16 protein-coding genes and 1 tRNA gene are annotated in these 16485 nt (G+C 37.7%); 15 read left to right on the forward strand and 2 right to left on the reverse strand.

Features of this window, described 5'->3' with window-relative positions; translation table 11 throughout:
* Positions 1-89 precede the first annotated feature (89 nt).
* Positions 90-233 (forward strand): SsrA-binding protein, encoded by a 144-nt coding sequence (locus E4661_RS19480; RefSeq protein WP_136468456.1) that lies wholly within the window; start codon positions 90-92, stop codon positions 231-233.
* Here the strand turns inward: E4661_RS19480 and E4661_RS15940 are convergent.
* Complete coding sequence (locus E4661_RS15940) at positions 230-742, reverse strand: adenine phosphoribosyltransferase (RefSeq protein WP_136468457.1); 513 nt, start codon at positions 740-742, stop codon at positions 230-232. The two genes, E4661_RS19480 and E4661_RS15940, sit on opposite strands and share 4 nt — an antisense overlap.
* A 65-nt stretch (positions 743-807) precedes the next feature.
* Here E4661_RS15940 and E4661_RS15945 point away from each other — a divergent pair.
* From E4661_RS15945 to E4661_RS16000, 14 genes are all read left to right on the forward strand, one after another.
* Positions 808-881: transfer RNA gene (locus E4661_RS15945), tRNA-Arg, on the forward strand.
* A gap of 816 nt (positions 882-1697) precedes the next feature.
* Complete coding sequence (locus tag E4661_RS19485) at positions 1698-2000, forward strand: hypothetical protein (RefSeq protein ID WP_240751503.1); 303 nt, start codon at positions 1698-1700, stop codon at positions 1998-2000.
* A gap of 8 nt (positions 2001-2008) precedes the next feature.
* Positions 2009-2899: a Mu transposase domain-containing protein gene (locus tag E4661_RS15950; RefSeq protein ID WP_240751504.1), complete on the forward strand. Its 891-nt coding sequence runs from the start codon at positions 2009-2011 to the stop codon at positions 2897-2899.
* Between the two features lie 41 nt (positions 2900-2940).
* A complete protein-coding gene (istB, locus tag E4661_RS15955; protein WP_136468459.1) occupies positions 2941-3678 on the forward strand; it encodes an IS21-like element helper ATPase IstB in 738 nt (245 codons plus the stop codon).
* Positions 3679-3864: 186 nt separating this feature from the next.
* Positions 3865-5751 (forward strand): hypothetical protein, encoded by a 1887-nt coding sequence (locus E4661_RS15960; protein ID WP_136468460.1) that lies wholly within the window; start codon positions 3865-3867, stop codon positions 5749-5751.
* Positions 5752-5818: 67 nt separating this feature from the next.
* On the forward strand, positions 5819-6289 hold the full coding sequence (locus E4661_RS15965) for a hypothetical protein (protein WP_136468461.1): 471 nt from the start codon (positions 5819-5821) through the stop codon (positions 6287-6289).
* Positions 6290-6381: 92 nt separating this feature from the next.
* A complete protein-coding gene (locus E4661_RS15970; RefSeq protein ID WP_136468462.1) occupies positions 6382-7542 on the forward strand; it encodes a Kelch repeat-containing protein in 1161 nt (386 codons plus the stop codon).
* 60 nt (positions 7543-7602) lie between these two features.
* Positions 7603-8799 (forward strand): M64 family metallopeptidase, encoded by a 1197-nt coding sequence (locus E4661_RS15975; RefSeq protein WP_136468463.1) that lies wholly within the window; start codon positions 7603-7605, stop codon positions 8797-8799.
* A gap of 25 nt (positions 8800-8824) precedes the next feature.
* Complete coding sequence (locus tag E4661_RS15980; RefSeq protein ID WP_136468464.1) at positions 8825-9694, forward strand: alpha/beta hydrolase family protein; 870 nt, start codon at positions 8825-8827, stop codon at positions 9692-9694.
* 189 nt (positions 9695-9883) lie between these two features.
* Complete coding sequence (locus tag E4661_RS19315; RefSeq protein ID WP_205728969.1) at positions 9884-10048, forward strand: hypothetical protein; 165 nt, start codon at positions 9884-9886, stop codon at positions 10046-10048.
* Positions 10049-10211: 163 nt separating this feature from the next.
* Positions 10212-12272 (forward strand): hypothetical protein, encoded by a 2061-nt coding sequence (locus E4661_RS15985; RefSeq protein WP_136468465.1) that lies wholly within the window; start codon positions 10212-10214, stop codon positions 12270-12272.
* A 3-nt stretch (positions 12273-12275) separates the two neighbouring features.
* Positions 12276-12449 carry a DUF3472 domain-containing protein gene (locus tag E4661_RS15990; protein WP_136468466.1) on the forward strand — a complete coding sequence of 58 codons (174 nt, stop codon included), beginning with the start codon at positions 12276-12278 and terminating at the stop codon, positions 12447-12449.
* Between the two features lie 259 nt (positions 12450-12708).
* Positions 12709-13557 carry a hypothetical protein gene (locus tag E4661_RS15995; RefSeq protein WP_136468467.1) on the forward strand — a complete coding sequence of 283 codons (849 nt, stop codon included), beginning with the start codon at positions 12709-12711 and terminating at the stop codon, positions 13555-13557.
* A 352-nt stretch (positions 13558-13909) separates the two neighbouring features.
* Positions 13910-15319 (forward strand): hypothetical protein, encoded by a 1410-nt coding sequence (locus tag E4661_RS16000; RefSeq protein ID WP_136468468.1) that lies wholly within the window; start codon positions 13910-13912, stop codon positions 15317-15319.
* A gap of 839 nt (positions 15320-16158) precedes the next feature.
* Here E4661_RS16000 and E4661_RS19670 read toward each other — a convergent pair.
* A complete protein-coding gene (locus tag E4661_RS19670) occupies positions 16159-16374 on the reverse strand; it encodes an integrase core domain-containing protein (protein ID WP_417936418.1) in 216 nt (71 codons plus the stop codon).
* Between the last annotated feature and the right edge of the window lie 111 nt (positions 16375-16485).

The raw sequence follows: 16485 nt of genomic DNA on the forward strand, positions 1-16485 counted from the left end.
AAACATAAGGGGCCGCTTGTGCGGCCCCTTATTTTTAACTTCGTACAGCTAAAACTTTGGCTATCTTTGCATTGACCAACCAGTAAATTATGTTTTATAAGTTTCTAGCGAAAGTCAACAAGATTATTCTCCCTTCGTACTCCAAAAAAAGATTGGACCTTTCAAAGGCCTCCAAGTTGCAATTGGCTATCATCGGTTGGCGCTATTACGTCACCACAAGAGCCCTGGATTAATACTCAAGCAAAGATTTAATCTCGTATCCATTTAGTTTATGAGATCCATTTAAAAAAGTTAGGTGAATCAAAAAGTTACATTGTACTACTTCACCACCTAATTTTTCGACCAATTTACATACCGCAGCGGCGGTTCCCCCAGTGGCAAGAACATCATCATGTACCAAAACCTTTTCACCACGCTCAATAGCATCGGTATGAATTTCCAAAATATCCTCTCCATACTCTAATTCATAAGATTCTGAAACCGTTTTAAAGGGAAGTTTTCCTTTTTTTCTAACAGGCACAAAACCCGCATTAAGTTTGGATGCCAGTAAGGGCGCGAAAATAAATCCTCGGGAATCCACGCCAACCACTTTATCTATTTGTTTACCTTCAACGAATCCATACAAAGCATTACTTGCTTCATTTAGAGCATTGGGATGATTTAGCAATGGGGTAATATCCTTAAAAGTAACTCCGGGTTTCGGGAAGTTTTCAATATCCCGGATAAAGGCATAAAAATCCATATATTTTTTTGGATGAAGTGGTTTTGTTGTAAAGGTAAAAAGAAATATATTTGCACCCCATTTAAGGCCGCGTGGCGCAACTGAATAGCGCATCTGATTACGGCTCAGAAGGTTGCAGGTTTGAATCCTGCCGCGGTCACTGAAAGGCAGTTTAAATCCTGCCGAGGTCACTAAGAGCAAACAACAAATTGCTTTAAAACCATGTAAGTCTTATGATTTGCATGGTTTCTTGGTTTTTAGGAGTTCATTTAATTTGATTGGATATGCATTAAAATGGTAGCTATCCGTCAGTTATTTTTTAAAGTGTCAGTTGAACTGACACTTTGCCTAAATCATCTTATTGAACTGGTATAGTTGATTTGACTTTCGTCTCGATGAATGTTTAATTTTTAAAGACGACAACTATGCGTACAAAAAACACTTTTTCTATTTTGTTTTGGCTACAAAATTGCATATTCCTGAGAAGTTGACCAGGTAGTTCCGACGAAAGTGGCCATTAAAATCCAGTTCAAAATGACCAGTTGATTCCTGTCTAAATTGACCAGTCTAAAAAGTGTGTAGACATTAATTTACCCATTACGACTTTACATTGCATAAATTCAATACAAAGTCAGGATGGCAAATACATTAATAGCTATGCATTTAATTAAGAAAATCTACGACCTGGACCACAAAGGTTTTAGTAAAGTAAAAATTAGTGAGCGTTTAAAGTTCTCAAGGAACACGGTAAAAAAATACCTTCGTTTTTTAAACAGCAATCCATCACCAATGATGACCTTCAACGTCTCAGTGACGAAGAATTATCTTCTTGGTTTAGAGGGACAACACCCTTAAAATCAGCTAAGGTTAAAACTTTAGAAAAAACTTTCCATCTTATGAAAAACGGCTTAAACGTACGGGGGTAAGCAGGTATAAATTATGGGAACAATACAAAGAACAACACCCCGAAGGGTTAATGTACTCCCGTTTTTGCTACTACTACAAACTATGGCAGCGCACCTCTAATCCGGTAATGCATTTTGAACACAAAGCTGGAGACAAAATGTTTGTAGACTTTACAGGTACTAAGTTATACCTCCAAAACAAATCCACGGGAGAGCTAAAAGCATTAGAAGTATTTGTAAGTATCTTGGGAGCTTCTCAGTTGACCTACGTAGAAGCTGTAGAGATCCAGAAAAAAGAAGACTTTATAAGTGCTACAGAAAATGCCTTGCACTATTACAAGGGGTACCTACCTGTATTATCACAGACAATTTAAAGGCAGCTGTGATAAAAAATAACAAATACGAACCCTCTTTAAATGAAATCTTTGCAGATTTTGCAAGGCATTACGACACCACGATATTACCTTGTAGAGCATATAAACCCAGAGATAAATCCCTGGTTGAAAATATGGTAGGTATTGTTTACACTCGGATATTTTCCATTATAAACGAACATACCTATTACACCCTTGAATCCATAAATTACAAAATAAGGGAACTCTTAGACCAACACAATGCTACACGTCTCCAAAAAAGACCCTACAGTAGAAAAGAACTTTTTGAAGAAGTAGAAAAACAATACTTACAGCCTTTACCCTCACACAAGTATGAACTCAAACGTTATGCCTATGCTACCGTATACAAAAACTGTTTTGTATATCTAAATAAAGATAAGCACTACTATAGTGTACCGTATCAATTTATAGGGCAACGTGTAAAAATCATTTACTCCAACTCCACGGTAGAAGTTTACAGAAAATATCAGCGCATTGCCATACACAAACGCAATACAGAGATTTATCAATACTCCACAATAGAAGACCATTTAGATCCTAATCACCAGTTCATAAAAAAGCAAAGTAGTGATCTCTTTATTGAACAGGCAGAACAAATAGGCCGCTACTGTAAAGAACTTATTATTAAAGTTCTCGGAGACAAACGTCACCCTGAACAAGGCTATAAATCCTGTAGAGGGGTATTGAGCCTTAGTTCAAAAGTAGGAAAACAACGTTTAGAAAATGCCTGTAAAAGGGCCTTGGAATATGAAGCCTACTCTTATATGGCCATCAAAAATATCCTGGACAATAATTTAGATACCATCAAAGAAGAAGAAACCTCTCATAAAATAATCCCCTTGCACAAGAACATACGGGGAAAGGAATGCTATCAATAAAAAATAACTTTTAAAACAATTACAGTAACACACTGGAAAAAATGAACAGACTAAGGCTATGGGGCATGAAACGTGCTTTTCAGACCACCATAGAAGCAGGAAGCATCACCTACACTCCTGATGAACTGATAGCATATCTAATTGATGCTGAGTACGATGATAAACACAATAGAAAAATAGAACGACTTACCAAAGCAGCCAAATTTAGGTACAAAGCTAATGTAGAGGAGATTATCTTTTTAGAAAGTAGAAACATCGAAAAAAACAAAATCTTCCAACTGGCAGACTGTAATTTTATCAAAAAGGCAGAGAACATACTCATTACAGGATCTACGAGCGTGGGCAAAAGCTATATCGCTTCTGCTTTAGGACATCAAGCCTGCAACAATGGCCATAGAGTGCTCTATTTTAATACCAATAAACTATTTACAATCCTTAAGATGGCAAAGGCAGATGGCTCCTATTTAAAATGGGTAGACCGTATAGAGAAACAAGACGTACTCATACTTGATGACTTCGGTATGAAACCATTGGATAGCGCCAAAAGACACTTCTTAATGGATATTATCGAAGATAGGCACGCAAGAAAAGCGACCATTATTGCATCTCAATTACCCGTTGTTAAATGGCATGAAACTATTGGAGAAGGAACTGTGGCTGATGCCATTTTAGACCGAATTGTGCATAATGCACACCGGCTCGAATTAACAGGGGAATCAATGAGAAAAAATAATCAAAAAAATAATACTTTTGTTCAACTAAATCTATACGCTTTTTAGACCAAATTTTAATGGTCACTTTTTACCGGAAATACCTGGTCAACTTCTCAGGAATATGCACCAAACTACTTCACAAAGACAAATGGATTCCACAATTGGTTGCTCGGAAAAATTTAAAAATAGGGTGTTTTTGAGATAGCCTGTTGTGTATGTAAATGCATAACAATAATCATTAAAAATTGTCCCATGAAAAAAACAAAAAAGATCTACAGTGTGTTCATGGTCATTTTATGTTTTGCCTGTTCCAAAGAGGACGTAGTGCAATTGACTGATGAAAAAAAAGCGGAAGAGATAAAAGATGCCCCCCCTAAACCCCAAGATGGGGAAGCAGGTTCACGACCCGATATGGGCAAGAACGCCAAATTTCACGACACAGAACATTTTAGGTTTCACTATACCGAAGAAGGCGACCTAGCCATACCAAAAGACAATAACGATGGAAATGATGTTCCTGATGTACTGGATATGTATGGAAAGACCTTTGAAGGCTTATGGACACGATACATTACGGACGAAGGCTGGAACGAACCTCCAAGCGACGGAACCGTGGGCGGTGGTGATGGCCTCATAGATATTTACCTAAACCAAAACGGGCATATAGCTACAGTCTCCATAGGCAAAATGGTAAAAGACAACCCAAAAACCACAGCCAAGGAAACCACAGCAGCTACAGCGTTCATGAATTTTACCAACTTTCAATATGCGGGTGCTGCACCATCCGATGAAGGTCAATATGCCGTTTTGGCCTCCCACGAATTTCATCACATCATACAGTTCGGGTATTTTTCAGATGAAGATGATAAACGTCAATGGGGAAGATGGCTCAACGAGGCCACTTCCACATGGATTGAAGACGCTTACTACGCACATACCCCACAGAATGACTATAAAGCCGTATTTTATGCTACCGATGCCTGCCTTATAGAAACAGACCCTTATAACAGTGGCATTATTGAAGGCGCACAAAGAGGCTATAAAATGGCACTCTTCCTCGATTTTCTAAAGGATACCTATGGGAAAAATGCCATAAAAGAACTATGGGACCATACCGCACAAAACAAACGTTATGAAATTTTTAATGCGGTAGCAAAAAGTTGGAACACTTCTAGGGAAAACCTGTTCATTGATTTTGCATTGGCATTAATGGGACGGGACTTTAAAGAAAAAACCAATTTGCCCACCGTTAGATTAGAAGGAACGATTAACCTTAAGGATACTCCCCACAAACGCTTTCAACCATCAGATGGCGTGGGTTCTTACGGATTCGACCTCGTAGAAATAGTGCCTAACGGAAAAACAGCCAAGATAGAGTTTAGCAACTTCGGAAATAACGTTTTAAAAGGATATGTACTAGGCATAAATACAAATAACAAAACACTAAAACTCTTTAAAATGGATAATCATACCATTTTAAACACAAACGATTATACACAAATCTATGCCATGGTATACAATTTTGAAATCATAGATGCCTTTACAGACTGTCTCACCGCATCATATTCATACAGCATGGAAGTATATGAAAGCACAGAAACCCAAAGCAACACTCTAGACCATACATTTAGTGCCACTTGGTTCAACAACTTTAAGCCTTTGCTCTATAGCGAAAGAATCGATAATGTAGACTATTTCGCCTTTTTAAACACACATAATGAAGCAGGCGTTCCTATAAAAATTTCAGAATTTGAAGCAGAAAGAATCCCGTCTACCGTTTTAGACGGTTTTGACCAACCTATAACGTTCAAAAAGAACAAAGCCATAGACAATGGCGGCTATGTTGCAGATGATGCGCAAGAAGCCTACATCCTTAAATACATAAAATCGGGTAACGACGATGTGTTTTATTATGTATCGTCCAGTCCCACGGAAACATCTACCTCCATTAACACCTTTAAAAGCTTGATTCCTACCAGTAATTTTGAAGAAGAAACAATTAATGGTGTTACATTACATATAGACGAGCAATTAGGGGTTATTCTCTTCATAAACAAGGGGTATTACTATAACCTGGAAGCATCAAATGGCATAGATGTAAAAACCGATTTACAACGTGTAGCAGCAAGTTTGCTCTAAAAGCCCCAATATATTCCTATTAAGAAAAACGATAAATAAACCACTTCAATAGTAAAACAGTAAAAAGATGAAAATATTAAGTGCCTTATTGATAATGTTGACACTTAGCGCCTGTCCGACACTAACAAAAAAAGAAAGTTTAAAAACCAACTTTGACCGTAACAAACAGCTTTATATTCAAGCGGCAAGCTTTATGGATTCGGTTGGTAAAAACACCAGTTATACCGCTTTGGACAACTCCAATGGACATATTCGCTTAACTAATACTGGAGATGAGGTCAGGTTGCTCAAAAAAGAAGAAGTTCCACCAGCCATTGCTCAACTTGTCCTAGAAGAAAATATAAATATAGACAAACAAAACAACAACATCTATTTTCAAATTAACGGGACTAAAGTACACGGCCTTACCAAAACATCGGGAATCTTAAAAACACTGACTAAAGACGAACCAAAAATAATGTTTCCATGGGTAACGAGCTATAGCGTAGAACCTATTGAAAACAATTGGTATACCTATAGAACCAATGATGACAGGTAACTAAAATGAAGCCCAAAACTTGCCAAATTGCTAAAAACAGGCTCTAATCCTGTATGGGTGGGTCTAAATGGGTTCAATCTAAAAATAGTAATATGAAAAAGAACACCTACATATTATTTTTTATGCTGGTACTATTGATATTATCGTGCACTAAAGACGATACCATTCTTGATAACGGCCCCAACCCCGTTAACGGCAGCAACGATAAAGAAAGTGGAGATGAAGCCGACAATAATACAATGTCTACGGAATTAAACTTCACCGTAGTGTCAAAAGATACTGACCTACCTCCCAGAATGGGGCAAGAAATGATAGCGTTTAAAGGGGAATACTGGTTTATGGGAGGTGAAACCCCGCAAGCAACGCCCCGGGAAGGGAATACCTATTTTAATGATATCTGGAAGAGCAAAGATGGGCTTGCCTGGCTTAAAGTAACGGATAATGCACCTTGGCCGAAACGTTCCAATTTTAACCTTTTTGTCTTTGATGGTAGCCTCTGGATTATTGGGGGAAAAAGCAAAACGGTAAAAAGCAATGACGAATGGTTAAATGATGTTTGGAAGAGTGCAGATGGTATTAAATGGACAAAAGTAGCACAGCACGGCCCTTGGCAAACGCGTTTATCGCCCGCAGTTGGGGTACAAGGTGGCAAAATGTATCTAATTGGCGGCCATTCTACCACCAATTGGCACCTGTACCAGGATGTTTGGGAATCTTCCAACGGGACAAATTGGTCAAAAGTGGCCTCCATTAGTGATGAATTGCTGGGAGTGGAAATGACATCACAGGGCATATACGAACAGAGTATCCTTTCATTAAACAATGAGTATTTTATGTTGGGAGGAAGCCTGGCATCTTCATTTCTTGGCTTTACAAGTGTCTTGAAGAGTACCGATCTAAAAAAATGGGAATTGGTAATACGGGATACACCATGGAAAGATACCAACTATACCAGCCTTATAGACATACGTCCATTTGTATATAAAGACAACCTAATGGTTATTATAAACAATGAAGTGAACGGAGCGAACAAATCTGTACTATACGCTTCAAAAGATGGAAGGGACTGGAAATTAAAAAATGAACTCCCCAGTTTTATAGATGGGGCAGTAAGTAAGTTTGGATACCTGCATATACCCCGTTCTTTGGTCGTAAAAGACAAAATCCTTGTTTATGGTTCTTATAAAAAAACCTTAGCTAACCCTTGGTTGGATGATAAGACCCATATCATACAGTTATCTGCAAAAAAGTAAAAACCGCAAACAATATAATAACAGTAATAATAATTCTTAAATCAAATAAAAATGATGCGCATGAAAAAATCTAATGTTTTATTGGTAACGATTATGTTTTTAACCCTGTTGACAGGATGTTCCAAAGATGATGACTTTATACCGGTTGCCGAAGAAGAGCAAACACCAGCCGTACTCAATCAATGGAAATTGGTTTCAGGAACAGGAAGCGCAACAGCTCATAATATAGGTATTGTTCTTGAAGCTAAAAGCGAAACACCTGCACAAGAAACCTATGAAAAGATAATGGAACGCTTGGTAGGCGATGGTGATTTTTCTTTGTTCAAGACCAAGCCATTTGCAGCTAACAAAGAAAAGTTCAATGTTTATTATGCTATAATTCCCAAGGGTTCAGATAAGAACACCTATGCTTCCTATTCTGAAGAAAATATCGAGAATTTTAGAAAGAAGGCAACCGAATATTTCAAGGCAAACAAAAGTACATTTGATGCAGCCAACGAGCCAGTTGAGATTAATGGTTTTGTCGGAAATATGTTCAAGAGCATTGGGCTTAATGCCGAAGAATATCAAAAATTCTTTTACTACGCTGATGGCTTTTCATTGGGTGACTCAGAATTAAATGCCGATAAAAAAACTATTATTGAAAGGAATATAGCCCGCTTCAATGTACTCTTCGGGCAAAAGGAGTTTGACACACAGGTGTATGTTTCCGAAGGTGTGGGCGTAAACTACGCAAACCTAGATGAAACAACCCGTAAGATATACATAAATTATTCAGACGATTTCGCCTTTATCCAATCAGAACTCGTACATCCTGATTATTTGGCAACAACTTTTTCGCACGAATTTGGCCATACTTTTGCGTTTTTCGATGACGAATATTACGATTTCGAAAGCGACCCCACCAAAACAGCATCCATTATATTCAATAACAATTCTGTAAATCTGGGGTATAAACTAGGGAGTAAAACATTTAATCCAACCGATGCATCCACCAATCCTTGGTTGGCTACCGCCATTCCAGTACTTATAGGTGAAAACGATAACCACGAAGGTATTTATACCACAACACCAGGTCCCATTCCTGGTTATGATGGTACCTTGGTAAAAGGTGGCCCTTCAGGATATGGAGGATATCGAGCATCCAATAACTCTATCATGAGGTCTTACTTTAAAATCTCCAAAGCCAACTGGCCTAATGGATGGAATGCCGTACAGCAATTTTATCTCAACTATTTCATAAACAAAATAAAGTAAACAGTCACTTAAAAAAATAAATAAAATGATGAAATTAAATAAAATAATTTCCGTTTCAATGGGATTGATGCTTGTTCTATTCCTTAACTCGTGTAGTAAAGACGACGATTCAATCATCCAAGAAGAAGCATATCAACGAACACAAATACCAGAAAATATCTCTGATATTTTTGTTACAAAAGGAGACGCAAATGCCAAAACGGTATGGATATATGAACAAGGAGGACCAACAACCGAGCTGGATGATGTTGACCTTTCCAATTTCCCGAATTACGATAAGCAATTTAATGTGTATGTACATCAAGTTTTAACCTATGATAAAGATTTGCGCAATGAAGAACTAACCACTGGGCAAGGAGAAAAGGAAACAGCCGTAAATATTGAAATTTTACACAAAGTAATACAACATTTTAAAAACCAAGGCAAAAAGGTTGTGGTCTTTGGGCATTCATACGGAGCCTTTATAGTAACAAACTACCTTGCAGAAAAAGGAACCGCTTTAGCAGATAAATACGTTATTATGGCTGGCAGACTAGATGCTGAACAAAAATTTTATGAGGGACTTATAAATAAGAAATTCCACTATTTTCCAGATTTTGTAACCCCAACATTACACCCTACAAGGCAGCCTGAGAATAATAAAGACCGTATAGAGTTATTTTTGGCAGGCCTTATCATGAAACCCAGATATACGCAAGAATTAAACAGTGCAGATTTAAGTAAGGTCATCTATGCTTTTGCTAACGACGATAGCGCACTGGGACGTTTAACCACAAGCGAAAAGAATTTTTTAAAGTCAAAAAAAGCTGAGGTTTTAGAGATAACAAAGGGAGGTCACAGTGCTATGTTTGAAGCTCCACATAATAAAACAATCTATGATTTTATAACGAAATAAAAGTTGTTTTCAATAAACTGAACCACTATGGACTGCAAGTCCATAGGTTTGATTAATTCGCAGACTTAAAATCTGCCACGTGAAATGACACTTGAGCTTCGTGAAGATTAGTGCAATTCGCGTCAGAAGTTATTAGAAACTGAAAGTCTTGCACCGAAAGCGCATAATTTAAATTAACGATTAAGACCAATGAAAAATATTATAACAATTACGCTGCTGTTTCTTACTGTAAGCATAAATTTAAAAGCCCAAACAGAAAGAAACACAAACCTTCCCCCTCGCTTAGGATTTAAAATGATAGCGTTTAAAGGTACGTATTGGTTTATGGGAGGGGAAGGTACCAAAGGAAAATAATAGGATACGTGTTTATCCCAATCCTGCTACAAATTACATAGAAATTGAAACAAATGGAGAAAAATACACTTGTCAAACCTGGTTTGTTTATAAAACAAACGATAAGAAAAGCAATTAACTTAGAGTGCCTTTAAATTTTTTGAACATTCAAAAATCAAAAAAATTGAACAGATTAATAATTTTTATGTTTCTCTTACTAACCCAAATTAGTGTTGGTCAGACAGAACACATTGAAAAAATATATGATTTTGACGGACAGAGGCCCAGGCGCATGATAAAGGGCGAAGATGGCAACATATATTTATATTCCAACCCTGTGGCACATAAACCAGAAGAACCCTTTACAAAGATTTGGAAATTTAATCCAGAAACAGAAGAAATCACCCTTCTTAAAGAGCTTGATTTTATCGGCGGTAATTTTTTACATTATTACAAAAACAAATTATATTTTACCAATCTTTCCATTAGAAGCAAGTCAGAAATATGGGAATTGGACATTGCTTCCAAAACGCTCTCTAAGTTAAAAGAACTTGAATCCCCGTCGAGAAAACTGGCTTTTTTTCATACGTACAACAATGATCTTTATTTTTATACCTACCCTAGGTCGGACGGTTACTTAAGATTATGGAAATATAATCAAGCAAACCCTCCTACGGTAGTCTATGAAAACTTGATAAACTTAACAAGTGCATCTTTCAACATAGTGGCAACCTATTCGGGCAAAATGTATTTCCCCTCAACGACCACGGCTACAGGAACAGAATTGTTTAGTTATGACGGAACATCTGTAGAACTGGTAGATGATTTCAGGCCAGGCAATGTAAGCTCAAACCCTGGGGAATTATTTGTGCATAATGATTTGTTGTTTATAAGAATAGATAAACCTGCCAACACCGATAATCCGTTAGACCTTCTTTATTATGACGGTACAGATTTAAATGAAGTGCCAAAAGCTATAAATTCTTTTGCGCCGTCTGCCTTTACTTCGTTGAATGGCACACTTTATTTTGGCGCAAAAAACGTAGAAGCAGGTAGGGAATTCCATAGCTACGATGGCACCAACCCTATGGATATTGTAAATGACTTTGTTCCTAATTCTGATGATCCTCTGGCACCAGATGGCATCATCCCATTGGAAATTGTTACGTTCAAAAACACCATATACTTTAATGGACAGGTAAACACTACCGGCTCTGAGCTTTACAGGTTCGATGGTGCTAATATCTCTATAGTGCAAGATTTAATCCCTGGAGTGCAGTCTTCATTCCCAGAACAGTTTATAATAAGCGAAGAATCCCTATATTATTTGGTCAGTGACGACATTTGGCCTATAGGAGAACCAAGACCCACCCCAAATTTGTATAAGCTAACAACAAGTCCTTCAAACCTGGATACCGATGGGGATGGTACCAATGACGATGACGATGCTTTTCCATTGGACAGCAGTGAGGATACGGATACCGATGGTGACGGGATAGGCAACAATGCGGACACCGATGATGACGGGGATAGCATAAGTGATGCTGATGAGGTGGCCAATGGGACGGATTCCCTGAGCCCGGACACCGATCGGGACGGTACCAATGACGATGACGATGCTTTTCCATTGGACAGCAATGAGGATACTGATACCGATGGTGACGGGATAGGCAACAATGCGGACACCGATGATGACGGGGATAGCGTAAGCGATGCTGATGAGGTGGCCAATGGGACGGATTCCCTGAACCCGGACACCGATGGGGACGGTACCAATGATGATATTGACGCCTTCCCATTGGACAGCAATGAGGATACAGATACCGATGGTGACGGGATAGGCAACAATGCGGACACCGATGATGACGGGGATAGCGTGAGTGATGCTGATGAGGTGGCCAATGGGACGGATTCCCTAAGCCCGGACACCGATGGGGACGGTACCAATGATGATATTGACGCCTTCCCATTGGACAGCAATGAGGACACTGATTTAGATGAAAAATCAGATAAGTTTGTTTACTATCCAAACCCTACACGGGAAAAATTGATACTTGTCCTTGATGAAATCGATTTTATAACGCTGGATGTATCGGTGTTTTCCGAAAACGGAAAATTCTTAGGTAGACGCTTTTTTCAGAAATCTACTAAAATAACCATTGACCTTCCAAAGAAAGGAATAAACCTGTTATTGTTAAAGTTTGATAATGGGTATGAAAAACATATTAAGGCAATTAGGTATTAAATCATGGAAAAGGTAATTTTTTCCAACCAATGGGCTATTGATAAAGATGCACAATGGTATGAAATCACAAAAGCCACGTTCACGGGTGATGTAACAGTTGTAAATAGAGCTAAGTTAGACTATGACAGAGGCGTGGAAAGTAACGCTTATCTTAGAAACTGTGATTTTTCAATATAATATAGTACTACAAACAGCTTTTACAAGGGCTGTGAGTACCCAACAACCAAGCATAGATTTTGAAATGCTTCCAAATAAATAACTATACATGATATTATGAAATTTATAAAAAACGTAACAAAAGGTTTCATTATTACCGCTCTTACAACCCTTACCGGATTTGATAAGGAGGAGGGAGACTTATTAAACAATATAAAACCTCAAGATGTTTTTTCATTAAAATGACTACCCTAATAAAAATATATTTACAAATTCGGATATGAAAAAAAACATTTTTTTAATACTGGCTGTATGTATCAGCTCCCAACAGTTTTATGCTCAGCAGAATGATTCCCAAGCGGCACTTTATAACATTGGAACGGGAGCAATTATTGGGGGTATAGGAAGTATAATAAATAAAAAGAAGGAGGACAAGCTGCATAAGGTTCTTCTAAAAGGGCTGACCCAAGGCGCTCTTGGGGGTTATGCCATATTTGAAAGTAAACGAATCGTAAGACAGTATGGAAATTCAGGTAATTATGGACAATTGTGGGCAGCCAAAGCTGTACATTTTGCAGGAGCATCCATAATTGAAAATGCGGCTTCCAACCGAAACTTTTGGGAAAGATGGCATATTAACATAGGGTTTGCAAGAACTGAACTGGATTTGAAAAGGAACAAGAAGTTTTCCGTAAAAATCATGCCTTTTGCACTATATGGTTTTGTTGATGCCATGTTCGAGGCCGATTTTTCCCTGAAATATACCCTACGAACCGGAACTCCCATTTTCTTGGCTAACGGCAGGACCTTATATGAAGAGGGCATAGGACACCTGTCGGGTGCTGCCTTCGCGAACGCTATAATAGTTGAACGTACTGTTCCAGATTTTCACAACTTATTGGCTCATGAATACATCCATACATTTCAATATGAAGGGTTGTCGGGGATAAATACCTTTTTAAACAAATCTTTGGATAAATGGTTTGCAAATGAAAAAACCTATAAGAGCATTGTAAAAAAATATGTTTATCTGGATTTACAGGCTCCGGCATGGAGTTTATTGTATGGTCTTTTTCCATATAATACAAACCCTTTTGAAGAAGAAGCAAGGTACTATGGTGGGTTTTAAGCTAATTACTTTGAAATATGGATGAAGTTCTGGGAAATACCGATTTGGTTAGGCCATAGATGAACTCAAATATTTTAAAAGTTTACGGAATTTTGGTTGTTCCACCTACAAACAAGATATTTGGCCGCAAGTTTAGTTCAATTGATAATTTTATGAATAAAATATAATAGTGGTAGGCATTCCTGATATTTCATTCCGTTTCCAAATTTTATCCAATACCTTCGGTTATAACATAAAAAGCTCCACAGTTTTTATGGGAATACCCCATCTTATGTCCTACATTAAATGGCTCTTATCTTAAATTTTGATGTTCAAGAATAACATCTATGCCATAATCAAAAAATAAATGATTTTGAAAAGAATTAGTATCGTTTTAGTAATCATCACTTTCGTTTCCTGTAGTAAGGACGACATGGAATCTTTTGAGGATATTAGAATGGAAGAGCAAGAACATGAGGAAGAGGAAGAACCTCCTTTAGAAGGGTTGAACGCATTGTTCAATAATTGCCTGATATCCGATAAGCATGACAATATCACAAGAAAACAACCTATTGAAATTACGGCCTATGATCCTTCAAAACATAGAATAAAAACTAACTACAAAAAATTAAAACAGCTTTTAATTGAAGGAACAGATGGGGAAAGTTGGTTTATCACACAGGGGAGCGAAGCCTCAACCATTGTGGAAATTACCAAAGTGGACATTGAGAGTGGTTGGATTTCCATTGGTGAAACATACTTGGGAAAGCTCAATGCAACTGTTGGGGCCAGACTGGAATTTTTCAACCCTTTTGTAAATTATGAAATCATCAACAAAGCACCACTGTTCAATCCCTACCCCAAAAATGTAGTTGAGGGTGATTTCAATTATATACAGGCCGGGGGGCTTATGGAAAAATCCGATGGGTCTTATGTGCTGCTTACACCTGTAATATTTGGAACCCATACTAAAAGAAGTATTTATTTTGCTACCAGTACAGATCTTGAAAAGTGGAATTTTCACAACAAGAAACTCTTGGGAACCGAAACCATTCCGTTTGCAAAACCCAAAGGCAATGTTTTTTCCTCAGGCAACCCCTTGAAATTGGAAAACGGTACTTTTTTAGTGCTGTTGGGGGTAGAGCAGCCCAATGGAAACTATACCTCTGCCTATATGGTCATTGATGAAAACTTGAACATCGTACAATCGCCAAAAGAAATTATGATAGACTCTTGGAATGGATTGGACCAAAATGGATTTCCTTTGTCCATCATAAAATTTGACGGCCGCTACAGGATTATGCTCCATAGGAGACATCCAAACTTTATTGACCGAGAAATCCATGAGATTATCATCGATGACCTATTCAACGCATTGGACCATGGCAAGTCCATTGTTTCTTCTACCATGATTCATAAAGGGGTCAATAGCACGGGGTATTTAAGAGGCAAGGCTGATGATGTTGCATATATCATATATGATTCTGAACTGTATATTTTTATTGCTGGCGAGGAGGTTTCCTCAGGCTATCTTACCTCGAGAAACAGACAATATGGATTGGCACATTGGAGTGGAGGAACATGGGTACATGATAAAAGAAGTCCCATTCTGGTAAATCCAGTTCAACTCTATAACAAATACCCAGTTTACGATTGGGCATGGGACCATTTGGGCACATTCTTATCACCCATAGTAAAAGACGATCACCTATATATGTTTACCGCTTTTGGAACGGATAATCCAGATTATTATATTACGGGAATAAAGGTTCCGTTCTTATAAAAAGGTATTTGATGATAAGGAATATCGAACAAAATCATTCAAATATCCACAACCATTATGAGATTATATTGAACTTATATTTTTTTATAATCATTACATTATTGCTTCCCTTTAGCACATGGGTCTGGCTTTTATACATTTTGTTTAAAAGTATATAGTTGTTCATTCCCTCTTTATGAGTTACCGTGACATGACATAAAACCTCAAATGCTCCAGCATTATTTTTATCATAAACATTAACAGAAGCATTGGGCAACTTGCATCAATGCCATGCATAACTGAGGATACTTGTTGCAATTATTCAGTATTTGCCCTCAAGTTCGTTTAAGGTGGTACATTTCAATTGGCCTTTATCTGTTGTGGCTATAACCATATTGGGGAAATTGGTCAATGCAACCGATAATTGAAGTTGTTTTTATGCTATGAATGTGTGCAGAAAGATATTGGTTAACGATTCACCCATCCATGCTACATAGTAAGTCCATTTTGGTGACGAAAACCCCACCTCACTTCAAGAATTGCTAGAAGATGAAAAAAGTTTATGATGTTAAATCTTCATTATTATTTGCATAAGTATTAGAGAGTTATCCCCCAATTTTAACAAGTAACATATCTAATTCAGAGAGTATACTCTTCTAAACGGAACAGCATTGGCCTTTTTTAACATTATTGAATTCACAATGGTGGTGCGGTGTACATGCTAATTCATTTATTGGACAATAAAATTCCTGAAAATCAAATTATACACTTTTTTGATGTAAAGAGACATGTGTTTTAAGTGGCGTAAGTCTTAACATTACAATGTACAATTTGAGTTAAACTGTAATGCTCCCTATTATTTAGACCACAATAGCTTGGTTGTTGGTTAATATTTGTTGTTGTTTCCGTATTGATTCTTTATAGATTTCACTGGGTATTGCATTGATGGTTCGGTGTACTTTCTCGGTATTGTAATAGCCAATGTAAAACTTGATGTTTCCGTGTAGCTCCAACCCGTCATTTGCGGGGTTGAGATAGATATACTGATGCTTGAGTGTCTTCCAGAATCGCTCGATCCATCTGTTGTCGGTCGCCCTCCCTTACCGTCCATGGAGACCTTTATGTCATTGTGCTCAACGGCACTTGTCCATTTATGGGAAGTGAACTGTGTTCCCAGATCGGAGTTG

Source organism: Flagellimonas onchidii (genome assembly GCF_004804315.1).
GTDB classification, from domain to species: Bacteria; Bacteroidota; Bacteroidia; order Flavobacteriales; family Flavobacteriaceae; genus Flagellimonas; species Flagellimonas onchidii.